Source organism: Ferranicluibacter rubi, assembly GCF_011603255.1.
GTDB classification, from domain to species: domain Bacteria; phylum Pseudomonadota; class Alphaproteobacteria; order Rhizobiales; family Rhizobiaceae; genus Ferranicluibacter; species Ferranicluibacter rubi.
In genome coordinates, this window is record NZ_JAANCM010000006.1 from 278,815 (window position 1) to 300,945 (window position 22,131).

The 22,131-nt window shown below is 58.9% G+C and carries 14 protein-coding genes and 3 pseudogenes; 5 read left to right on the forward strand and 12 right to left on the reverse strand.

The window, feature by feature from the left end; genetic code table 11:
- Positions 1 to 216: 216 nt before the first annotated feature.
- The 3 genes and pseudogenes from G8E10_RS14170 to G8E10_RS14180 form a co-directional block, all read right to left on the reverse strand.
- A complete protein-coding gene (locus G8E10_RS14170; RefSeq protein ID WP_167129793.1) occupies positions 217 to 3,606 on the reverse strand; it encodes a DEAD/DEAH box helicase in 3,390 nt (1,129 codons plus the stop codon).
- A 94-nt stretch (positions 3,607 to 3,700) separates the two neighbouring features.
- Positions 3,701 to 4,621, reverse strand: a pseudogene (locus G8E10_RS14175) (site-specific integrase); the annotation flags it as partial.
- Positions 4,622 to 4,655: 34 nt separating this feature from the next.
- Complete coding sequence (locus G8E10_RS14180) at positions 4,656 to 5,396, reverse strand: hypothetical protein (RefSeq protein ID WP_167129795.1); 741 nt, start codon at positions 5,394 to 5,396, stop codon at positions 4,656 to 4,658.
- A gap of 755 nt (positions 5,397 to 6,151) precedes the next feature.
- Between G8E10_RS14180 and G8E10_RS14185 the strand changes: the two genes are divergently transcribed.
- Positions 6,152 to 6,592, forward strand: coding sequence for a hypothetical protein (locus G8E10_RS14185; protein WP_167129797.1), 441 nt, complete (start codon positions 6,152 to 6,154; stop codon positions 6,590 to 6,592).
- Between the two features lie 1,247 nt (positions 6,593 to 7,839).
- Here the strand turns inward: G8E10_RS14185 and G8E10_RS14190 are convergent.
- Complete coding sequence (locus G8E10_RS14190) at positions 7,840 to 9,033, reverse strand: DUF4365 domain-containing protein (protein ID WP_167129799.1); 1,194 nt, start codon at positions 9,031 to 9,033, stop codon at positions 7,840 to 7,842.
- 188 nt (positions 9,034 to 9,221) lie between these two features.
- On the reverse strand, positions 9,222 to 10,265 hold the full coding sequence (locus G8E10_RS14195; protein WP_167129801.1) for a hypothetical protein: 1,044 nt from the start codon (positions 10,263 to 10,265) through the stop codon (positions 9,222 to 9,224).
- Positions 10,266 to 11,282: 1,017 nt separating this feature from the next.
- Here G8E10_RS14195 and istB point away from each other — a divergent pair.
- Positions 11,283 to 12,176 carry an IS21-like element helper ATPase IstB gene (gene istB / locus G8E10_RS14200; protein WP_167129803.1) on the forward strand — a complete coding sequence of 298 codons (894 nt, stop codon included), beginning with the start codon at positions 11,283 to 11,285 and terminating at the stop codon, positions 12,174 to 12,176.
- Positions 12,177 to 12,646: 470 nt separating this feature from the next.
- On the opposite strand, the gene G8E10_RS14205 is transcribed toward istB, so the two are convergent.
- The 3 genes from G8E10_RS14205 to G8E10_RS14215 form a co-directional block, all read right to left on the reverse strand.
- Complete coding sequence (locus G8E10_RS14205; RefSeq protein ID WP_167129805.1) at positions 12,647 to 12,850, reverse strand: hypothetical protein; 204 nt, start codon at positions 12,848 to 12,850, stop codon at positions 12,647 to 12,649.
- 184 nt (positions 12,851 to 13,034) lie between these two features.
- Positions 13,035 to 13,394 (reverse strand): response regulator, encoded by a 360-nt coding sequence (locus tag G8E10_RS14210; protein WP_167129807.1) that lies wholly within the window; start codon positions 13,392 to 13,394, stop codon positions 13,035 to 13,037.
- 790 nt (positions 13,395 to 14,184) lie between these two features.
- Positions 14,185 to 14,448, reverse strand: coding sequence for a hypothetical protein (locus G8E10_RS14215; RefSeq protein ID WP_167129809.1), 264 nt, complete (start codon positions 14,446 to 14,448; stop codon positions 14,185 to 14,187).
- Positions 14,449 to 15,381: 933 nt separating this feature from the next.
- Between G8E10_RS14215 and G8E10_RS26300 the strand changes: the two genes are divergently transcribed.
- Positions 15,382 to 15,810, forward strand: a complete 429-nt coding sequence (locus G8E10_RS26300) for a terminase small subunit (RefSeq protein WP_486187683.1) — start codon at positions 15,382 to 15,384, stop codon at positions 15,808 to 15,810.
- 124 nt (positions 15,811 to 15,934) lie between these two features.
- Here the strand turns inward: G8E10_RS26300 and G8E10_RS14225 are convergent.
- The 4 genes and pseudogenes from G8E10_RS14225 to G8E10_RS14240 form a co-directional block, all read right to left on the reverse strand.
- Positions 15,935 to 16,686, reverse strand: a pseudogene (locus G8E10_RS14225) (IS5 family transposase).
- A 213-nt stretch (positions 16,687 to 16,899) separates the two neighbouring features.
- Entirely contained in the window at positions 16,900 to 17,232 is a 333-nt protein-coding gene (locus G8E10_RS14230) for a hypothetical protein (protein WP_167129814.1), read from the reverse strand.
- A 973-nt stretch (positions 17,233 to 18,205) separates the two neighbouring features.
- Entirely contained in the window at positions 18,206 to 18,538 is a 333-nt protein-coding gene (locus tag G8E10_RS14235; RefSeq protein WP_167129816.1) for a MarR family transcriptional regulator, read from the reverse strand.
- Positions 18,539 to 19,383: 845 nt separating this feature from the next.
- Positions 19,384 to 20,265, reverse strand: a pseudogene (locus tag G8E10_RS14240) (integrase); the annotation flags it as partial.
- A 123-nt stretch (positions 20,266 to 20,388) separates the two neighbouring features.
- On the opposite strand from G8E10_RS14240, the gene G8E10_RS14245 reads away from it, so the two are divergent.
- Both G8E10_RS14245 and scpB read left to right on the forward strand, forming a co-directional pair.
- The gene (locus G8E10_RS14245; RefSeq protein ID WP_167129862.1) at positions 20,389 to 21,342 is read left to right on the forward strand and encodes a DUF1403 family protein; all 954 of its coding nucleotides are present in this window, start codon (positions 20,389 to 20,391) and stop codon (positions 21,340 to 21,342) included.
- A 2-nt stretch (positions 21,343 to 21,344) separates the two neighbouring features.
- The gene (scpB, locus tag G8E10_RS14250) at positions 21,345 to 22,043 is read left to right on the forward strand and encodes an SMC-Scp complex subunit ScpB (RefSeq protein ID WP_132449634.1); all 699 of its coding nucleotides are present in this window, start codon (positions 21,345 to 21,347) and stop codon (positions 22,041 to 22,043) included.
- Positions 22,044 to 22,131: the final 88 nt, after the last annotated feature.

Genomic DNA, 22,131 nt, shown 5'->3' on the forward strand with positions numbered 1-22,131 from the left:
ATTCCGCGTGATCATACGGCAGTTTCCGCAAGTTGGTCAAGGTCCAACCAATTCACTATCGATACATGTAAAGTATCGATAGTGATGTACCGTAAATTATGGTGATTGGCATGAGATGGGGAGCTTCTGCGTCGCCCAAGGCTTTGTATGAACCCCCGAAACGTGCCGATGCATTCTACAATGATGGTAGCGTCGCTGATGATCGGCCATGATGCACTACCCGAGCAGCAAGTCGAAATCTGCCTCGGTCATGGCGAGGGTCGGTTGGCCGTCATGGTCGAATAGGCTATCAGCCAGCGCCCGTTTTTTGTCTTTGAGGACATCCATTTTTTCCTCGATCGTGTCGGCTGCGACCAGCCGGTATACGAAGACCGGCTTGTTCTGGCCGATCCGATGCGCGCGGTCGATGGCTTGTTCCTCCACCGCCGGGTTCCACCAGGGATCGTAGAGGATCACGGTATCGGCGGCCGTCAGGTTCAACCCGACGCCGCCGGCCTTCAGGCTGATGAGGAAGACCGGCAGCTTTGCGTTTTGGAAAGACGTTACCTGTGTTGCACGGTCGACCGTATCGCCAGTGAGCAAGGCATAGGCGATGCCTGTGTCGTCCAACTGCTGCCGGATGAGGTCCAGCATGGATGTGAACTGCGAAAATACGATCACTTTACGACCCTCGTCCACCAGACTGGCGAGCAACTCCATCAACCGTTCGAGCTTGGCGGACCCTGCCGGCGCCGATGAGGATCTTTTCGTCTGAGTGAGGTTCAGCAGGCGCGGATCGCAGCAGGCCTGACGCAGTTTCAGGAGGGCATCCAGAATAACGATATGGCTGCGGGCGAGGCCTTTCTCGGCAATAGCCGCCTGAACTTTTGCATGCATCGCCAGCCGGATCGACTCGTAGATCGCCCGCTGACCGGTCGCAAACTCCATTTTTTCGGTGATCACTGTTTTTGACGGCAGATCTCCGGCCACCTCTTCCTTGGTCCGACGCAGCAGGAACGGTTTGATGCGGGCCGCCAGCTGGCGGGAGCGCACCGTATCGCCCTTCTTTTCGATTGGTGTCCGCCACTGGCGGGTAAAACTCTTGAGATCACCGAGAAACCCCGGCGCGATGAAGTGAAACAGCGACCAGACCTCGCCGAGGTGGTTTTCCAGGGGCGTGCCGGTCAAGCAAAAACGATGTGCCGATTTGAGGCCGTGCACCAGTTTTGTCGTCGCGGCATTGGCGTTCTTGATCATCTGCGCCTCATCGAGGAAAATCATGTGCCAGTCGCGGTCGGCCAGAATGGCCTGGTCGCGCGCCAGCAGCGGATAGGTGGTCAGCACCAGATCGACGGTGTCGACGCTGTCGAAATGCAGTTTGCGGTCCGCCCCTTGCAGGATGAGAATGGATAGCTCGGGCGCAAATTTCTCCGCTTCCGACGCCCAGTTGACCATGAGGCTAGTGGGCGCGACGACCAGAACCGGGGCCGCCAGTCGCCCGGCCGCTTTCTCGATGGCGATCAGACCGAGCGCCTGCACCGTTTTGCCAAGACCCATGTCGTCGGCGAGAATACCGCCAAGTCCGGCGCCTTTGAGAAACGCCAGCCATGCCAGCCCACGCGCCTGATAAGGCCGCAATGTCGCGCCAAACCAGGGCGGCAGGTCGACATCGGGAATGCCGCCGTGGTCGCGCAGCTTTTGTCCCAATGCGCGCACCCCTTCGCCGCCTTGCCACAGGATGCCGGCGCCTGCAGCGGCTTCCAGATCGGCGAGGCTGGCGGCATCGAGTGACGACAGCCGCAACCGGCCGTCCTCTCCAAGACCTCCGGTCAGATTGAAGAGATCGAACAATGTCCTGACTAGCGGCAGAATGCTGCCGACCGGAACCGCCAGCACCTGGCCGTCTGCCAGCGGCAGGAAGAGCGGCTCATCCTCTTCCAGCAGGTCGAGCGTCTGCGGCTCGATCATCGACAGCAATCGGCTTAGTGGGCCGATCAAGTCCAGCCGTTCGCCTGCTACGATGATGCCGAGGTCGAATTCAAACCAGTCCAGGCCGGAGCCTTGGCTGAGGCGGGCTTCGAACGCTCCATCCCCGCGCAGTAGCCGATAGGGAAAATCCGACGCAATCTCGATCCGCCAGCCCTGTCGCTCCAGGGCGGGGATCTCTTGATACAGTGCGTCGTACCAGCCACTGTCGCCCTCATCGGGCAGGAAATCCCTTTGGTTGGCGGCAGGGACGCCGTCTCGCACTTTCGGGGCGGGCAGGAAATTGGCGAAGCGCAATTGGTTCAGCGCTGCCTTTTCCGCCTTGGTGCTGCGATGGACTTCGACGGGCGTCAAACCGTCCATATGCAAAACAATGGCCTCCGTCGCACTCGCCGCCACCTCCCATTTGCCATAGCGAAACGCCACGCGGGCGATGCCGACGGTTTCGGTTTGCCCAGAGGTATAGATACCGGGACGGTAGGGGAGGGGTATCTGGACCGTTATCACCTGCAGAACAGGTTGGAACGGCCCTTTGACGATCTCAGCTTGCGCTAGCTGCTGCGGTGCTGTCGCCGCCAACCGCGCCCCGGCTGCACGCAACTGCGCGGCAACGAGTGGGACCTGTGCTGCCGGAATATCCGGCCCGTCCAGCATCTCGTAAACGACCATGGGCGCAAGCGCGGTCTCGATCCGGCCGACGACACCTGCCGCACTATCGACGTAGACAGGCGGCATGGCGTTGAGAAGCAGAAGTTTCTCCGTCTGCGACGGATCCTCAAGCTGCAAAGCGGCGCGCAGCGATGCGCCCTGTCCCGGCGCCCAGTGGACGTGGCCGGCAATCACCTCACCCTGGGATAGGTCGATGCCGTCGATCGTCATCCAACGGGCGCGGCCGGTGGCGAGGATCTCATCTAGAACTTCCCCGCCTCGCTCGGTCGTCAGCGCAAAGTCATGGCCATGCACGGCGGAACGCGGAGTCGACGTAATAACCTGCAGGATCTTTCGGTCGGCATCGCGCAAGAACTTCGCTTCGGAGCGGGTATGCCAATTCTCCAGATTATAGGCGGTTGATGTCGCCGATATCGTTCCATCTCTCAGGGTCCGGCCGGATCGGATATCGAGCCGCAGGCGAGGCATGGCCGTGCGGCCCCGCTCCGGCGACAGAATATAGATCAGCCGTTGCGGAAGTTGGTCTTTGCCGCGTTGGCTCCGGGCATCGACCTGGCGCAGCCGGTTGAGCCAATCGGCAACGGGAGGCGACAGTGACAGTGGGGCAGCCGGGGCGCCCGGTGCAGTTGGACTGCGCGATGCCGTAGATGGTACCGGTGTCATCAGCGCCGGCAACGAAGCCTGCCTTGTAACTGTCACCAGGCCATGCAGCAGGCTTGCTGCGACGTGTTTACAATTGAAGGCAACGGGGCAGGAGCAATCCCCTTCGATGACCACCCGGCCTGTGTGGTTTGGCTCGATGGATATGTTCAACCGATACGGTTTGCGGTCCGATCCCTGCACTTGCGCGGCAATGCCGTCATCGCCGTGCCACTGAAATGCAATGACGCGCCCCTGCCGCTGATAGGCTTTCCCTGCCGAAAATGCATTGGCGCCAACCGCGCGCAAAATATCGCTGTCAGAATAATTCATGGTGCCGTCGTCACTTGAACTGCGGGTATTGGCTTACGATGCAATATCGACCGTGAATTGTGAATTGCGCTTTTCTGTCATGGGTGTCGGGGACCTATAGCCCGGCCGCCTTGGTGAGATTGATCCGGAAGCGGTCACGTCGGCGCTGATATCTGCACGTCATCTCCGCTGAAGCATGGCCGAGCTGCTTTTGAACGTAGCGCTCGTCAACATCGGCTGAGGAAGCCAGACCCGCGCGCAAGGAGTGGCCGGAGAACTTTAAGGCGCGCTCAAGTTCGCTCAGGTCGCCGCGAACACCGGCGGCAACAACGGCGCGCTTGACCAAGCGGGCGATCTCCTTGTCGTTCAGCCGCTCGGCGCCGATGGACTTGCCCTGTCCCGTAACGCGCCTGAAGAGGGGGCCGTGGCCGAGCTTTGCGAACCTGATCCATGTCTCGACGGCGACAACCGGGCAGGTGGCGTCGGATGAACCGCGACCGACTTCGACCTGACGCCATCCGGTCTTACCCCTCAGGGTGACGAGCATGCCCTTGTCGAAGATTTCGATCCAGCCTCGGCCGTCTTCGGTCTGATCGGCTTTCACGTCAAGACCAACGATTTCGGAGCGGCGTAGGCCACCGGCATAGCCGACCAGCAGCATGGCGCGGTCGCGCATGCCGCGTAGAGTGCTACGATCCAGCGTCTCGATCATCGCGATGATGTCCGCCGCCATCACCGCTTCCTTCTGCACAGGAGGCCGGGCGTGACTATTGCGGATCCCTGCCATGACCGTGGCGATATGGCGATCCTTGCGATCGAGATGTTGACCGCGCTGCGTATAATTCCAGGAAAGGGACGACAGCCTGCGCCCTATGGTCGATACGGAGTTGGGTTTTCCGCCACGCTCCGCCGTTCCGGAGGAACACGCGGTGATATACAGCCCGATGGTCTGCGGATGCGGGGGGAGGAGAGGCAGACTGGATCGCCTGCACCAGGCGGCGAAATGCTTCCAGTCCGAGGGATAGGACTTGCGGGTAAGTTGTCAAGCTTAGTTCAGCCATTGATTTCTCCTACTTGTCAATCCAGGATTTTAGAAGAATTACGATGCTTTCTTTCAATTCTTTCCATTTAGGTAGCCCGCTTCTCGGAATGTAACCGTCCATCGAGAAGCCGATATCAAATAGACGGAGGCTAAACTTACAGGCTGCATCCACAGAAGTTGCCTCATAACAATCTATAATGGCTTCGGATGTAGCATTTTTCTCGTATAGATTTGCCGTAGTAAGTCCGCTGCCGATTGCGGGTGTGACGCTCGTTAAACCCGTTCCAGCCAAATCCGGATCTAATGGCTTAATAAACTCGGGAACGATGTGATTAAATTGGGCACTCCAATCAATTGGCTGTGCAATTGCTATCTTTACTAGAAAACTGTTTAGCACAGGTGTCCGAGCTTGCTCTGTTGGACGCCAATCTGGATAGTTAAAAGGATCCTTTTCTGGAGGAGCGAGATCGGGGAACCACAACACAAAGTCTAGAAAATTCCGATCATTTCTGCAGGTCGTTAGATTGACCGCAGTACGCCCGAGAAAATATCCGTAAGGTACCTTCATGCTGATCCCGGCAAGTTTGAACGGGACTTCCAAATGGTTCGCTGGCTCGTTATTTCTGGATCCTAACGGATTGATCTGCGTGCCGGGTCGGCAGGTGAGCGTCGCAGCGCTAGCCGTTTCATCTATTGATGTGAAAGCAAGCGGTAGAGCTAGCACAACTGAAGCCCAGCGTACTGCAATCGAACTTCGGAGAATCATCACGAACTCACATTCGCCTCAATCGGCAAGGGCATTCAACCACGATCCGTTTTGCAACAACTTACGGTTACCCCAAAAAAGGGGTCGTGTAAATATGGCGGGGAACTAAATGTTATACTATGACAGTCATATGACTTAGGCTCTCAATAGCTGAGTAAAAGCTGACCACGGGACGGAGCAAAAGTCGGTCACTATTGCACTCGCCAGAGACCGCTGAGAGTGCGTAGCCCGAGCGGGGGTCAGGTGGGTATGCCTGTTTGGAAGCTCTCAGCATGCCTCTCGAGCGCGGCTTCGGGGGAGACGATATCTCTCTGTCGCCACGCAGACCCCGGACATGCTGGATGGGCGAGACTCGACGTCCAGAGGCGCCGCGTCCGGTATTGGCACTCTGGTTGAATAAAGCCGGTTCGCTGCCCTCACGAGGTTCGGCATGCCGTCGGTTATAAGGCGCCACTTGGCCATTTGCCCGTAAGGTGGCGCTTCATTACGTTGACTGCTCTGGGCGGTGTATTCGGCAACCAGCCGAATGGCGCCCGCCCAATCTTGGAGATCTCCAGCCGCCTGCGAAGTCGTGCGGTATTACGTCAGGAACGACCGCCGCCCCGTCCTCTTGTTATAGGCTCTTTGACGATTGACGCGTTTCTGGAGCACTGCGGCTTGAGCTGTTAGGATGCTACGGCTCTCGAATTGCGGCTTGGGGAAGGGAGGGGGTCATTCTAACGTCCCGTACCGGCCTGACGATCAAGGCGCTCCGAGCGATGACCTTCGAGGAAGTCGCACCTTATACTCTGCTGACAGTCGCGCTGAGTAGTCGATATGTTTGCCCCGGTTGCTCGCCCGGGATTCATCGGAAGGGCGCAGGGTACCCTTGGAACTTCTGGTGTCGCGAGCACGACCTTCGGCTTGATGCGCGCGGCGGCAGAAAACTGCAGGATTGGATGCCGGAAGCGGCGTTGGCGATGCTCGATTTCAACGCGCGTGACGGCGCGATGCGTTTGTCCGATTGGGCGCACGGGAGGGACGACGGCGTGCCCTCCTTACCGCAACTTCTGGATTTCTTGACGACACGCCACCGCAGATCTTCCCCGCTACCGCTCGCCGAACAGCCGATCCTGTCTCTGGCAGCCCGCCGGGCCAATCACGATTTCCTCACGCGTCCGATCGTCAGGCAAGCGTTGCTGATCATCGTGCCGGAGTAGTTCCTGGGCCTGACAGACACATGATGGAAAATGCCGTCTGGAACGAGGCAGTGCGGAGAGAGGTCGTGCTCCGCAGGCTGCTTGCTCTTGGTCGGCCCAGTCGTTCCAACTTCCACCAAACCTGGCGGGCAAATTATCGCGTCACATGGAAGGCCGTGGAGCGCGTTTCGAGGGTGAGAACGAGCGTTGATCGTCACATCGAGAAAATCGCCGTACGGACTCCTACGGCCGAAACTGCAAGACGCGCGTCTGGACAGCCTGTTGGCTGCGGGAAATTGACCACAAACCGTTTGACGGGGCATTTGCAGCCAACGGCATGCGCAAGATTTCGTCCGCTCCGCACGAATTTGATACTGGGCGTCGGGAGAGCCGAACCCATCCCAGGTCCGGTCCGGTATTTGAGCACGAATGAAGCCCGCTTAATAAGCGTGAATTCTCGTCGCCCTGTGTCAGCTGACCGTTTTTCGCAAGACTGGAATTCATTTGTTACCAATGGGTTAGCCGGTTCAGATTTCGTGAGACCGTTTCGGTTTCGTTGAGACTGAACTGTCACGCGATTCGGATTTGGTGAGACGCGCCCGAGCCATTAATTGTGAGACTGAGCGACAACAGGCTTCTCTGCACCAGTAGGTCGAAGAAATGAATAAGATCAGAGCCATAGCAAAGCTAGGCGAGCGTCTGCGGAGGATGGCGTTGCACAGGACCGCTTTGATGACGGCCGAGTCTCACGAATTCCGGTCAGCTGACATTCTGCTCGATGATTTGGGCCATTTCTCTATAATGAGCAATATGTCCGATAATGCTCCGCATAGTCCAAGAAGGTTCGCGACCGACCGTCTGCTTGGCGCCGAAAGCGGATGTTTGCCTTCGGCGGCGCGCTGTCTGATATGGACCGTTAGTCGACTGACCGCTTCCGGGTTCCGGACGTGGGAAGCGGACCTTCGTTCAGCTAGCCTTGGAGCCGGTAACGCCCGGTAGCAATCACTCTCCGGCTGCATCCCCGAAACGGGACGCTTGTTCATGGGGATCGACCATCCAAATTGACCGGCACACCCAGCTCGCAGGACAGCGAGAGTTGAGCTTTCTGCAAAATCGCATCTGATCCAACTGTCCTCATCGCCACCGCATGCTCCGCCATATAGGCGAAGAGAGCTTTGGAACGATCATGAAGCAGTTAAAGAAAGTCGGGCACTAGTCCCATCCGATGCTCCCCCGAAGCGTTGTCGCTCCACCCACCCATCATAACATCATGCCATCCCCATCAGCCACATGCTGGGTGGGATACCGATATGCTCGAACGCCATGTTGGCCGGTATTTCAGAGGCCTCTGCGTGCCCGATCAGCCGCAGAGCGAGGACCGGCAGGAACCGTCGCGCGACGACGTCCGGATCCAGGTCCCCGATCATCGTGCCACCCACCTCGCCCATCCGAATATAGACACGGTTGGCGTCGTTCTTCGCGTAAAGCGCCTCCATCGCGGTTACCGGTACGTCGAACGTGATGACGGGCCGCTCAACGCTGTAGGTCGGCCATGCCTGCAGCGCGACGTCGCCAGGCTCGCGATGTTGCGGATTGGGGTGCGTCAACCATCGAATTGCTTCAGCAAGCAGCCGGTCCCTGTAGCCGTAGAACTCGATAATCTGCTTCTCCGTCAGCAAGAGCTGGAGGGCGCGTTGAAGCTGGGCGGCCCGTTTTCGGTATCGGGCTAGGATGTCTTCGCGGATAAGCGCATCGCGGCGATCATCGAACGACGGGTTCGCTCGATCCCGGATTGCGTCGATGCTAGCTACGAGATCCGGCTCCTCCTCGACGTCGATTACCACCCGCCCCTTTTCGCCGCGCAGGACCGCACGACTAAACTCGAGCGCAGCGAGGCCAAGGTCGGCGTCGTTGACGCGAACGCCTTCTTGGATGCTATACGGCAAAAGGAATGTGCGCTCTGCGGGCGGCGCCACGCTCTTCCCGTCGGCGAGCGCCCTAATCGCGTCGAGGGACGTTCGCAATTCACTCTCGGGCGGAAGGTCGATCGCATATCCTTTTGGGGTGCGCCGAAGCGTATCCGAGCTGACATCTCGCCAGCGAAGGCGACCGGTCGTGGGATCGCTGTGCACGACGATGATCGGAAGCGAATGGCGCAACCAATAGTATGCATGCGCCTCGGTGCAGTAGTGGGTGAAGCCGTACCGCGTCTCGACGATGTTGCTGAGGCCGCGCTTGACCTGGACACCAACTTGGCGGCCCGTCGCGCGCTTCTCGGTGTCACCTGTCGTGAGTTCGATAACGCCGTCGACACCGAAGTCCAAGCCGGCACGCCGATCGTAAAGCTGGCCGAGCTGAAGCATGGTCGCCTCCACCAGCGCTTCCCCCAACTGCCCCTGTGTCGCGTTCGGACCGAGCGCCGGCAAAGCCTCGTCCTCGTCAATCGCACCTTTCTTGGCCATGTTCCCCCCTATCTTCTTCCTAATTTGACAACAGCGCGGACGCGACACTACGCGCGCAATTGGCTGCGCCGCGAGTTATTCTGGCCAGTCCTCGGGTAGTTCGAAGATTTTGCGGAGCGATCTCCCCGCGCTTGTTTGCAGCCGACTGTCGATCACCTCGTGCACTTCCACCCCCAGCGGGATATCGCCTATAGGATTGCGGTCCCATGGATTGACGATGAGACGCAGTGACCGCTGGCCCACGCTCCAGGCTGAAAATCGCTCAACGAACAGGACCGCGCTCGCCCGTGTATAGACCGGTCCGGAGGGTCCGCGCCAAGCCCCGTCCGCGCTGCGGATGGGGCGGGTTCCTCTCCCTCGCGGACGACCACGCTGGACGTTCCGAACAGCGCGTCAATCGCGTCGCTGATCTGGGCAAACTCTTCAAGCGCGTTGACCGCGATCACAAGCGGCAAGTCGACATCGCCATAGCGTCCTGCCTTGCCTTCGACCGCCGACTTGATCGCCACCTCGGGATGGACGATACCGCCCGGCAACATCCTCCCGCCGACCGCCCTACCGCTCGCGCGGCGTAGATTTTTAGGGACGGGCTGAGTCGTGAACTTGGCCCCATGCTCCTCGTGCTGAAAGACTGCAACCTTGTCGTTCGTAATCGCCTGGTCATAGTCGAGGCCATCCACGAACCGCTGCACAGCGCGACGAAGTCGGGCGACCGCCACGGGCCTAGTCGGCGTCCCGCGTGTGTGAAGGTGCAGGAAGAAATCGGACGACTGGACATCGTCGATCGCTTGCAAGGCCTCGCGCATCCGCCTATCACCACCCGCCGCGACATTGTCAATGCCGGAGGCCAGAGTTGCCTCGAGATAGAAGCGCTTTCCGTCAGGAGCTTCGACCAGGAAGTCAGGCGCCTTGCCATTCGGTAGCACTGGCTCGATCTCGATGATCTTAAACCCCTGCTGCAACAGCAGCGCATGCAACATTAGCTCGAACAGAGAGCTGCGATGCAGGACGTCGCTGCGCGAGCGGAGCCGACGGATTATCTCGGGGCGATGCGACGCCGGATAGTCTGTGAGCCAGCGGTCCACGAGCGAGCGCACGGCAGCCGCTTCGGGTCTGCCGGAGGCGTTGAGACAGTCAAATTGACCGATGAGGTGGCCCGCGGGCTCCCGCTCTTCGCGCGCGACATCGTCGAAAGCGGTAATCGGGTCGTCCTGTACTTCGCTGTTGCTCATGGTGCGGATATCAATAATCTACCGAACGCGATGTGACATCAGCTATCAATCCTATCAAGTCCATCAGCCTTCCAATCTGGAGCAATTTCGCCAGCCGCGATGATTGAGATGTCCTATGACCAGTTCTTCGCGCCCTTGGAATGGCGAACGTGAATGAGCGGCAGAAACCTGGATGAAACGGCGAGGCTCGGAACGGCCGACATGGAAACGCAAAGCGGAAATGATTTCCGCTATCGGCCCTAAGCCGAGATGTTGAAAATGGCGACTGCATGGCGGCGGCTGAAAAGCGGCCAGCCATGTCGTCACATGCAGATAGCCCGACCGAGGCGGACACCAAAGTCTGCGTCCGGATTAGTCATTGCGTCGCCGACCCGTTCCTGAATGGCCGCGACAACCAAGTCATGCCTCCTTGGAAGGCGTGCCTTCTCGGCTGCCGCTAACGCGTCAGGCAGTTTCTCGCGGGTAAGGTCGGTGCAGTGACCAGGGGCTCCAGGCTGCTGCCGCCAGGATTCCGCGATGGTGCCGGAGTACACGGTGTCAAGACCTGAGTCTTCTACGAGAGCCAGCCCGACTTCCCGATCTCGGTCGCGGTGCGCCGCAACACGTATCGCGAGGCGACCTGGGCTTCCTGCTGGTTTGCCCTTTCGCGCGTAGGAGTCCGAACCGATGGCGTTCCATGCCTTGACGATGGGGCGGCCTAGCTGCTCGGAAAGCGTATCAGATCACGTCGTCTAAATTCTCCGGTTACTTCTCGACGACGGTTCCAAGGCTGCTCGCCGGCCCCTTCAACGCCGTACATGCTGAGAACCAAGCTTCCGAGTCATCCCCAAGGGCAGCTCTCAACCAAGCCAGCGTCATGCGCTTCGTTGCCTCGAGCGCACTCGACGCCGGTGACCTACCGGATCTGGTCGCCATGCGAACACTCTTTGGTCCGGACCCAGCGAAGCTACCGACCGTTCATGTGCAGCTCGCATCGCTCAACGGTTATGAGGCCCTGATCGGGACGGGAGAAGCCGCATGAAGAACGCCCACGTCATTGATGAAGCACGGCTCGCCATCATGCTCAACGAACTTCGGCTACCGACCATCAAAACGCTGTGGCCGCAATTTGCCGAGCAGGCGGACCAGGAGGGATGGCCAGCCGCTCGCTTCCTGTCGGCGATTGCCGAGCACGAGCTGGCAGAGCGTGCCAATCGCCGAATTGAAAGGCATCTCGCCAAGGCGCACCTGCCGCCCGGAAAGACCTTGGACAGCTTCGCCTTTGACGCTGTACCCATGATCTCGAAGGCGCAGGTTATGGCAATGACCGCCGGCGACACTTGGCTCGCCAAAGGAGCTAACATCCTCATGTTCGGTCCCCCCGGCGGAGGAAAGAGCCATCTCGCCGCCGCTATCGGCTTTGCGCTGATCGAGAACGGATGGCGGGTCCTGTTCACCCGGACAACCGATCTTGTGCAGAAGCTCCAGGTCGCCCGCCGGGAACTGCAGCTCGAATCCGCCATCGACAAACTCAACAAGTACGACTTGCTCATCCTCGATGATCTCGCCTACGTCACCAAGGACCGGGCGGAAACAAGCGTGCTCTTCGAACTGATCTCGGCACGATACGAGCATAGATCGATCCTGATCACGGCAAACCAACCTTTTGGAGAATGGAACCGGGTCTTTCCCGATCCCGCGATGACACTCGCAGCGGTCGACCGGCTCGTACATCACGCCACGATCTTCGAGATGAATGTCGAAAGTTACCGGCGCAGAGCGGCCCTTGAGGAGAAACGGCAACGCGGCCGACCAGCCTCGTTCGCGCCAATCAGGACCTCAGCCTTGCCTGTCGCGGAGCGGCAATCAGAAAACGATGAAGATCTTGCCAGCGGCAATCAGCATGATAACTTCATCCCGACCGCGACCTAAGAATCTCATCCAGATTGTCGCAAGCGTCTCATCCTGATCGCCGCGCTATACTCCTCCCTATCGGCAGGCTTCTCCGGCTGGATATTACAGAGAAAGTCGCAAACCTATCGGTTTAGGAAAGCGATCATTTGCCGCCCGGTCGCTCGGAAGACGCGCGTCCTCCACAACGAGAACCATCAGATGCCCGGTCGTTTGGACTGTCACAGGACGCAAACGATATAGCAGGAAGTGCAGTCGCGAGCGTCATCACCAGTATTAATGTCTTTATCATTATGTTCTCCTCCACGTTAACATCTACAGCAATGCATGCGGGAGTTTTTATAGCGAGCGATTTCTACCGAAGCAGAAATTATTAGGCTCTGACCATGGTGGCCGTCGCTTAGGCATTTACCAAGGGCGGTACTGCAGCCGACGCAGATGCTGAGGCAGCTCGCAGGACCGGGTGAACGCACTTGGGTTGTCAACAGCGCTTACCAAGGGCGAGGAGAAATACCGAACGCCATTCCACGCTTGCGCCAAGCCACATTCAGCTTATCGACGATTTCCATTATAGGCGTCTCTGGAAACTCGCCATGAAGGACTTTAGCGAGCTTCATGCGGTCCAGCATATTATTAGGGTTTTTCGCAGCGCGATCAGCTTGATCGTTCACTTCGGCCATCAGGTCACGGGTCATGTGAATTCCAAACTCCGCCGATCACCGCCAACTGCGCGCTCGGTGACAGATACTTACATGCATGCCGTCGAGCGAGAAGTAGGTTCAGGTAAGCATGAACAATTTTGAGTTTTTCTAATAAAGGATTAGCCGGGCCACGGATTGGTGGATTTCGACCAAGGCCGCTCTCGGACGCGGACGGATGCTATGAGAAGATTTGCTCCAGGACTTTGTGAAAGCCAGCCGCTTCTGCGGGTTTCGTTAACCAATGCCCCGATCTGAAGATTTCATCCACTTCCTCTGGGCGGTAACCGCTATAAACAATAAATGGGGTTTTCTGTCGGACCAGCAGTTCTGCTAGGCTTTTGCTCATGCCGCAAAGCAGACCGACTTCCATGATGACCACATCAACCTCGTGGTTCTGCAGCCAGGAAATCGCCTCCGACTCGGAAGAAAATATTCTTACATGGTCGAAGCCAAAACTCTGGAGGTGGAATTCGACATCCACTGCAATGAGCATCTCGTCGTCAACCACAAGCGCGCGACGCTCAGGCATGCTGACCATCGTCTTGCTGCTCCGTCGCACAGTTCTTTGCCTGTTGCGCTTCGCGTTGAGCCCTCAAAGCAGCGGATTTGGCCGCTCGCTCCTTGCGTTCGGTTTCAACGATGAATGTCGCTACGGCCTTAGACGTCTCAAGATCCCCAAGTGCAGGTGGGCCTTTGCGCCTTCTCTTTTTCGGTTCCATTCTTACAACCTCCGTTGGAGGCAGTCTAAAAAACGAACCGATGTTCTGGCATTAACATTTGTAAAAAGGTCAGAAGGAACACGGCTTCCCTGTCGTAACCGGAGGCCGCTGTTTGCATTTCATTTCGCACGGCAGCCTTGCAATTACCCATCAACCCCGCCCACGCCCGTCACCGGGTCTGTGGATACCGCCAGGATCGCCATTCAGCTTGTTCAAGAGCATTGGCTCGCATGCCTAACCCGCATCGTTCGGAACGAATGACCTGCTGTGCAATTTGAGCAGGGCGCGGCCTTCACGGTCGGTGTTGCACGCTGGAGCAGGCTCATTGCCTATTGCGAAGATCCTGGATCGGCCTTTCCCGCGTGCTGAGGATCATTCCAGCCCCGTTCGCGGCAGAATTGCTCGGCAGCGCGAAAGGCCGACCGTTGATCTGAGAAAGGCCCCTGAAGAGTATGCTCCTGCCCCCTGAAGGATACCACGACGCCCTTTGAGAACACGTCGAAGAAGATTGCCATCCCGAGCTCATACTGCATATCTGCCTCTGCTGTTGGCTGACAAAGCCTTATGCGAAGGTTTGTTCCTGCTCCAATATGAACCACCCACTCGGGACTATTTCCCCATCAGATTTTCTGATGCGCCGACGGCGTTGTATCCGCGTCCGTCATAGCTATCGACGCTGACCGCGAGGTACGTGCTCTGCTCCTGGCTCCAGCCCGCATAGTCGGTGTACTGCCCGCTTCGAATGATCTGGGTATCCGGCATGGCGAAGATGACCGCGGACAATGCGCGAGCGCTCTCCGGCGGCAGCTCGTGCTTTCGGGGATCGTATTCGCTGCCGACGATGGCGAGAAACTGGCTCTCGAATGAATTCATGACCAACCTGCGAGAAGCGGCATGGTGCAGAGTTGCGTCATGGCTTCTGCACCGAATGTGCCTTGCAGCCTATGAATGGGCCAGGTGGCAAAGGTTGGGCATGCAGCAACTTCCGCCGATGGCGGATAAGCGACTGGTTGCCCGCTTGATAGCAGACATCAGGCCTTCAAAGGCCCGCCATCACCTGGAATGCTTGGCCTTTCGACATCGGGAGAGGCCGCTATCTACAGCGTCCGGCCGTCGATCTCGTCTACCTGTGGTCAACCATTACGCAACGCGCAAATGGCATGTCCTCAGACCGCCCCGCTCCGGTCACACTGCAATTTCTTACAGTCACAGCGCCTGTGACAGACGGCAACCAAGCGCCACACCGCTTCCCTGACGCTGGAAGGATCAGCAAAGGGCTGCGAGGTAGGAAAAAGCATGAAATTCAAAGGGGTTATTGTCTGAAAAGGCTCAACTGCGCCCCGGATTTCGTCAGGGTCTCGTCAGGATAACCGACTGAAAGGCTCCGGCCGCAAGGAGGTCGCGAGGAGCGTCCATTTGATGCGCGCCTATTAACGCCGATTGCATTTCTCTCTGCTGCGTTGCATCTTCCTGTCCATTCTGGACAGGTGACGGACAGGCCTATGCGCACGAAACAGAAACTCCCCTGGCTTTGGCCTGCCGTCGGCTTGATGTTGGCGCTGCTCTGGACTTGGTACTTTGCCTTCCAGACACCGCACTAGGTATCGGTGCTGATCGGTTTCGGCACCGGAGCCATGTTCATGGCCTTCGCGAGCGAGGTGACTGACGACAAGCCGTTCGGCTCACCGCCCTCCGGCCACCTATTTTCGCAACGCCCGCGGATCTATGGGCGGCTTGCGTGGCCTATTTCGACTGGGTGGATAAGCATCCCCTGCATGACGGGCATGTGCCCACTACCAGGGCGATGTGAAAACCACTCCTGTCCCTCGGCCGCGCGCAATGACCCTCAGGGGGCTATGCCTTCACACCGGGATCGCTCGCGCCACATGGGATGACTACGCCGCGACAGAAGGCTTTTCTGCTATCTCTACGCGCGCACGCGAAATCATCTGGGTCTGGAAGCTGGAACTGGCGGCTACCAACCTCCTTAACGTTGCCTTGATCGCGAGAGAGCTAGGCTTGATGGACCGCAAGAGCGTTGACCGGCGTGAGACCGTATCGGCGGATAACAGCCTCATGACGCTGATTGGGTCGCTCCCTCTCGCTGGAAAAGCCGCCCAAGTCCAAGTTTCCAAACGGTCGAAAATCCGACGTTCAACCGCCTCAGCAATCATCGTCCGAAATCCGGACGATGTCCATCGGACGGCGCCGGGCGTTGAGCTCCATGCTGCCTAATTTGAGCAGTAGGCACCAAACCCTCGCGCGTGCGTACTGTAGCGAGAATGGCTTGTGAGGCAGCCTCGCTCCAGTCTGACCGTCCTACTGTTACCGCGCGGCGCGACCTAGGGCCAATCGACATTCACCGCATCCAGATCATTGCCGCAGCGAGGTAGGTGAAACCAGAGAAGTGGACGGTTCGACGGTCATAGCGGGTTGCGAAGCGACGGAAATTTTTGAGGCGATTGAAGCACCGTTCGATCTGGTTGCGTTGCTTGTAGGCGGCGATGTCGTGTGGGATGCAGATCTTGCGGTTTTTCTTGGACGGGATCACCGCCTCGGCCTTCATCTCAGCGATAAGCGCCCGTAAGGCATTGCTATCATAGGCTTTGTCGGCCAGAACGGCATCACCCGTCTGGCCTGCGAGCAAAGCCTGCGCCTGGGTGATATCACTGGTTTGTCCTGTGGTGATAATGAAGCGAAGTGGCCGACCGAACGTATCGGCCAGCATGTGGATCTTGGTGGTCAATCCACCTCTGGAACGCCCCAGCGCCTGATCCTTGGCCCCCCTTTTCCGGTCGCGGCCTGCTGATGGGCGCGAACGATCGTGCTATCGATCATCAGATACTGGTTGTCACGATCGCTCGTCAGCGTCTCGAACACCCGCTCCCAGATCCCCGCATGGCACCAACGGCTGAACCGGCGATGGACTGTCTTCCACTTGCCATAACGTTCCGGCAAGTCCCGCCAGTGTGCACCCGATCGCAGAATCTACAGACAAGCGTTCACGAACAATTGGTTATCCAATCCTCTCCGTCCCGGATCACCCGCCTTGCCCGGCAGCAACTGCGCAATCTTCTCCCATTGCGCATTGCTGAGTTCATATCGCTTCATCCCCATCATTGCGCTCCGTATCAAAACACGGTGCCATATGAATCAGACATCAAACAGTTTGGGAATCTGAATGTCGATTGGCCCTAATCCACCTCGTGCGTGCGGTGCGCGGGGTGGGAGCGGTCACTCGACGGGTGTCGAATCAGGAAAACGCAAAATGGCCGCCAAGCGTTTCCGCCGGGCAGCCATTGCCAGTCTATCTTGCCAGACGACTTAGTTTGCCGGGCAGTTTGCGCCCGTCGAAGTCGAACCGGACGTCGCTGCGCAAGGCTGGTCGCCCGTCACCGGAGCTGTCTTGGCCGGCGGTGCCATCGTGGTACCTGCTGCAGCCGAACCGGACACGGAGCCGCTCGTGTTGCTGCCGTCGCTCGTGGAGGGCTGGTCGCCGGTCATCGGTGCAGCACCGCTTGCGGAGTTGGCAGCACCACCGGTCGCGCCCACGGCATCGGAACCTGACAGGTTGCTCGAGCCGCCACCGGTCTGGGCAACAGCGGTGCCGGCAAGGCTGAGCGCTACTAGGGCGGTGGTCAGATAGGTCTTTACCATTTTCTCTTCTCCTGTTTCCCGCCGGCTATCCTGCCAGCGTTGAGGTCTGAAAAACCCGTCGGAGGCAAGAGTGTTCCTTCCCACTTACGAATTAACGGCGGGATTAGCAAAGCGTCCGTAACCGGACGGTAGAAAGTGTCGCGGGAACGATCTGGAATATCGAAATGCACTTAAAGACAATGAGTTAGGCTGCAACCTATGCGTATGAGAATTGACATTATGCCGTGCAAAACCATGCGCTTGCGTTGCAAGAGGTCGGTTTGCACAGGCTCGGCTACGCCCCAGGTACCCGGTTCGCTTATCGTGACAATTAAAAGATGGCCCAGTAGGCCAGCACCCCGAGAAAACCGATCCAGCCAAGATTGATCGCTGCAACGAGAACGATAGCAATAATGCCCATTTCTACCTCCCAACTCCAAGATCAGATCAAAGCAGATTCTCGAAGGGAAGCCTAACGTATCGTTAAACTATGCTTAGCGGGCTTGGTTAAGGGTCCGATAGCCTTGCTTCAGCCTGTGGCGGAACAGGCCCGCGGGCTCCTTCAAAAGTATGCCCTGGGCATGACGACGAGAAACAACGCTACCGCTAGGCCCAATATAAGCGCACATTCCACTACACGGAGCAGCGACTGGCGGATCACAAAGGAGCGTTGCGCCACGAGAGGGGATCGTGCGTGATCGAAAATCGAGTGACTTCTAAAGGGAAGGCTTCGATAAGCCGCTTTCCCTTCCCATTCGTCGGTTGCAAAAACCGAGGTGTATTTGACTAAACGCTTCTTGGAAGACATCATGTCCTCCTCATATTGAGGCCAAGGCTTTGAGCCCTTAAGCGGCAGCGCCCGCATAATGTGCTGCAGAAGACCCGTAATGCGCTTTATGTGACCTGTTGGCAATGATAACTAATGACAAGCGGGAGGCCTGAGCCACATTGCGCTGACGGGGTTGCCGCAACGTCTTAAGGCCGTTCGAGGCCATTAAACTCTAATAGCAATCCTCGGCTTGATCGGGTTTTCAGCCCACCAGATGGCTTGCTCTTCACCAATCGAGATCATCTGCCGCACGAAGTCCACCCACTCAGGCGTGACCATGTAGTAAAGAGACTGTCGATCCCGCCTCTGGGTCAGCAACCCCGCTACCTTGAATTTCGTGAGGTGCTGAGAGGTTGCTGATCGAGACAGGCCGGCCCGGTCAGCCAACGCTCCCACGTTTACCTCCCCCTCAAGCACAACCTTGATCAGGCTGATGCCTTGCGAGTTGGCGATTGAGCCAATAATGATTATTGCCTGTTCGGCTTGAACTTTTGTCACAATGTCCTCTCAATGTTACTAAATCATTAAGTAAGAAAGTAATGACATAGTTTCAGATGGGACAGCGTCGCACAAGTCCGCAATGAATAATGATGATTCGGAGGCTGGCTGCACCGTTGCCCGGTTACAGTCTCCACGGTCCTCCCAAGACTTGAATTGCGCGCCCCCTTGCCTTAACCGGCGAGGGGGCTTTTCCTTTTCTAGCATCAGCTCTTACTGAGGGCGCTTCTTCCAGGCAGACAGGCCAGCTTCGGTGAGCCAGTAATCGAAAGGTCGATCCGGAAATTTTGGGTTGGTGCTATTATCGATGAAGCCGCGGAGCTTCAGCCGTTCTATTGCTGGGGAGCGAAATGCCTTACGCCCCGGGGATGAACGGGGACACCCACGCCGTATTTGGCGAACTCCTCGAGTGCCGCCCACTCGCCCTTTTTCAAGGGCTCGGCCGGAACCCCACGCTCCCACTCCTTCTTCCTCTGCCGCAAATGCTCTGTGAATTTCTCGACCCCGAGAGTTTCGAAGAGGATGCGTTCCTCCTCATCCCGTCGTTGGAACGCGGTCTTCTTTTTGGCTGGCTGTCGAGGCGCGGCTATGGAAGGGTAAGTCATTTCCCACGCGCTTGAATCATCATCGCCATAGGGCAGGGCGGGGCTGTCGCTCGGCCATTCGAACATCGCAGCCTCTACCTCAGCGACGATCCAGATCTTCCGCGAATGCCATTTGCGGGGATGAGGAAGAGCTCCTTCTGTCACCATCAGGTCGACAGTGCTCGGGCTCACGCCGATTGCGAGCGCCAGTTCTGTGCGGTTCAAACCCAGCCGTGGGACCGCTCCCATCTCACTTGCTGGCCCGACAGCCTTGCCCTGTCGCGTTACCCGTCGGAATAAAGGCCCATGGATCAGCTTTGCAAACTTTATCCAGGTCTCCACCGCCACGACCGGGCAGGTGGCATCCGACGAGCCCCGCCCGATCTCCACCTCGCGCCATCCGGTCTTGCCCCGCAGCGTGACGAGCATGCCCTGATCAAGGATCTCGATCCAGCCGCGGCCATCGTCCGTCTGATCGGCTTTCAGATCCAGCCCGACAATCTCGGAACGTCGCAGGCCGCCGGCATAGCCGATCAGCAGCATGGCGCGATCGCGCAGGCCCCGCAGCGTGCCGCGATCCAGTGTTGCGATCATGGCGACGATGTCGTCCGCCAGCACCGCCTCTTTTTGAACCGGAGGTTTGGCGTGGCTCTTGCGGATGCCGGACAGGACCGTTGCGACGTGACGATCCGTGCGATCAAGCGCAAGACCGCGCTGGGCGTAGTTCCAGGACAGGGACGCCAGACGCCGCTCGATCGTCGACACCACATTGGCCTTCATGCCGCGCGTCGCGGTGCCAACGGTACTGCCCAAGGCGCAGGCCGTGATGTAGAGGCCGACGGTCTGCGGCTGCGGGGGGAGGGGAGACAGGCCGGACCGGCGGCACCTGGCGGAGAAATGCTTCCAGTCGGCGGCATAGGCTTTGCGGGTATTGGCCGAACTGGCGGCTTCGACGTAACCACGCGCACGATCGGCAAGGCCGGCAAGATGAGCGGGCGACCGATCCGCATCGGCGGGGGAGGGCAGGGGGGTGCTGCCCGGCGCGTCTGGTGCGGAAACAATGCTGCCGGGTACAGTGGCAGGAGACGGAGCGGATGTCTCCGCGATGTGATTTTCGCTGTTCTGCTCGATGACTTGGGCCATTTGCGCATCAATCAAAATACGTCTGATAAGTCAACGTTATCGGACGTTATTACAGAGCGACAGTGTGTGCGGATTGATTCGTTTTCGATGGCATCATCCGCACATATCAGCTACGCTTCTCTCATGGATTCGCGCAACATACCGGTCGCTTCTGCCACTGCCCCCGGCTTCATTCTGCCGTCATGGTCCGTATCACTGCGGCCTGCCGAGACGGAAAGCGACGCGGCCTTCTCGGCCGGCATCGCCCTGAAAACGCTGGATGATCTGGTTCGCAGCGAGCCGGTGTGGGCGGGCTGCTGGCGCGCGCGTCTGACCCTTCGATCCGCTGCTGCGGCCGTGCGCCTGACGGGGCGCACCGAGGGGGAAGCCGAGCTGCGGGATGCCATGCTGTTGTCGTCGGACGCCGGTGATCTCGGGCCGGCCGGAAACGTCTATTCCGCCTACAGGAAGCTCAGTGCTCGCAAAGGTCCTATGAACACCGCGTTCCTCCAGGAGCTCGCCACGCTGCTCTCGCTGCGCTGGGACGATCGCCTGGCCGGCGTGGTCGACCTGGTTGATGGCGCGCTGCAGTCGCCTCGATCCGCGCCCTTTGCCGTGGCCGATCTTGTCTCAGCCATCCATGCCGTTCGCCCGGATGCCGAACGCCTGGCCTGGGCGCTTGCCGACGCGTTGATCGCGCAGCGGCTCGGCTGGCAGAGACCTTTGTTTCTCCTGATGGCGCAGCGCAGCGGACCGGCGTTCCGCACGCTGGGTGGCCGCGGACGGGTACGGCCAGGCGAGCCGGGTTTTGCACGCGCGGTGTGTCTGGCGCTGGTGGACGGTGCGCGGGCCGCGCTGCAAAGCGCAAGCGAGATTGATCGACGCGCCCGGCAGCTGATGACGGTGGCACCAAAACTCCGCACGAAAGGCGGGGAGGGCGTGCTCCGGCGATTGCTGGATGAGGATGCGGTGTCCGCCTCTGCCCCCGGGGCAAACCTGTCGCGCTGGGCCAGCCGGCGGATGTTCGAGCGGTTGGAGGGTTCTGGTGCCGTGTGGGAGCTGTCTGGTCGCAGCATGTTTCGGATCTACGGGCTGTGACGATGGCGGACTCGAGCACAGGGGCCCGCCGTCGCGCCGGGAAACGGCACGATGATCGCGTTTTTGACCGGGAGCTCGAGGACCTGCCAGCGGCGTTGCGGTGGCGGGAATGGATGATGCGGGTCGAGGCGGTGATCTTTGCGTCCGCCGAGCCTGTCACGCGCGAAACGCTGGCACGCGTCGTTGGCAAGGACTGCGCCATCGATCTGCTGGTCGACGATCTGCGCGAGGAGCTGGTCGGGCGGCCCTATGAACTCGTCTCCGTGGCTGGCGGCTGGCAGCATCGCACCCGTAGCGTTTATGCCGATACCATTCGTGCATCGACGGTTGAGACGCGGTCACTGGCGGCGACGCTATCTCGCCAGGAGGCCGCCGTCCTGATGGCGATCGCCACGCTGCAGCCGGTCACCCGTGGCGAACTTTCAAAAACCTTCGGCAAGGAGATCAGCCGGGACACCATTGCGAGCCTGCGCAGCGCCGGTTTGATTGCTTCTGGCCCGCGCAGCCCCACCCACGGTGCGCCATATACCTACGTGACAACACGGCACTTCCTCAGCGCCTTCGGCATGGAGACGCTGCAGGACCTGCCCGATGTCGAGATGCTGGAGGATGCAGGGCTGATGCAGGGCCGGGAGAATGATGTGGCGCTGCCGCTAGATGGCGTTGAGGAGGCCGACGTGGACGGAGCGTCATCGGAATGATCGCTCGAGCCAAGCCGGTAGGTTTTTCAGACAAAGATGACAACGAGGCCTTTTGGGACGCTTCGGTATCCTTTAAAACCCCAGCGCG

Bases quoted from the DNA above. Each gene is read 5' to 3' on its own strand.
- G8E10_RS14170 (WP_167129793.1), bottom strand. From the start codon at position 3,606: ATGAATTATTCTGACAGCGATATTTTGCGCGCGGTTGGCGCCAATGCA.
- G8E10_RS14185 (WP_167129797.1), top strand. From the start codon at position 6,152: ATGACCTTCGAGGAAGTCGCACCTTATACTCTGCTGACAGTCGCGCTG.
- G8E10_RS14190 (WP_167129799.1), bottom strand. From the start codon at position 9,033: ATGGCCAAGAAAGGTGCGATTGACGAGGACGAGGCTTTGCCGGCGCTC.
- G8E10_RS14195 (WP_167129801.1), bottom strand. From the start codon at position 10,265: ATGAGCAACAGCGAAGTACAGGACGACCCGATTACCGCTTTCGACGAT.
- istB (WP_167129803.1), top strand. From the start codon at position 11,283: ATGAAGAACGCCCACGTCATTGATGAAGCACGGCTCGCCATCATGCTC.
- G8E10_RS14205 (WP_167129805.1), bottom strand. From the start codon at position 12,850: ATGACCCGTGACCTGATGGCCGAAGTGAACGATCAAGCTGATCGCGCT.
- G8E10_RS14210 (WP_167129807.1), bottom strand. From the start codon at position 13,394: ATGGTCAGCATGCCTGAGCGTCGCGCGCTTGTGGTTGACGACGAGATG.
- G8E10_RS14215 (WP_167129809.1), bottom strand. From the start codon at position 14,448: ATGAATTCATTCGAGAGCCAGTTTCTCGCCATCGTCGGCAGCGAATAC.
- G8E10_RS14230 (WP_167129814.1), bottom strand. From the start codon at position 17,232: ATGGTAAAGACCTATCTGACCACCGCCCTAGTAGCGCTCAGCCTTGCC.
- G8E10_RS14245 (WP_167129862.1), top strand. From the start codon at position 20,389: ATGGATTCGCGCAACATACCGGTCGCTTCTGCCACTGCCCCCGGCTTC.
- scpB (WP_132449634.1), top strand. From the start codon at position 21,345: ATGGCGGACTCGAGCACAGGGGCCCGCCGTCGCGCCGGGAAACGGCAC.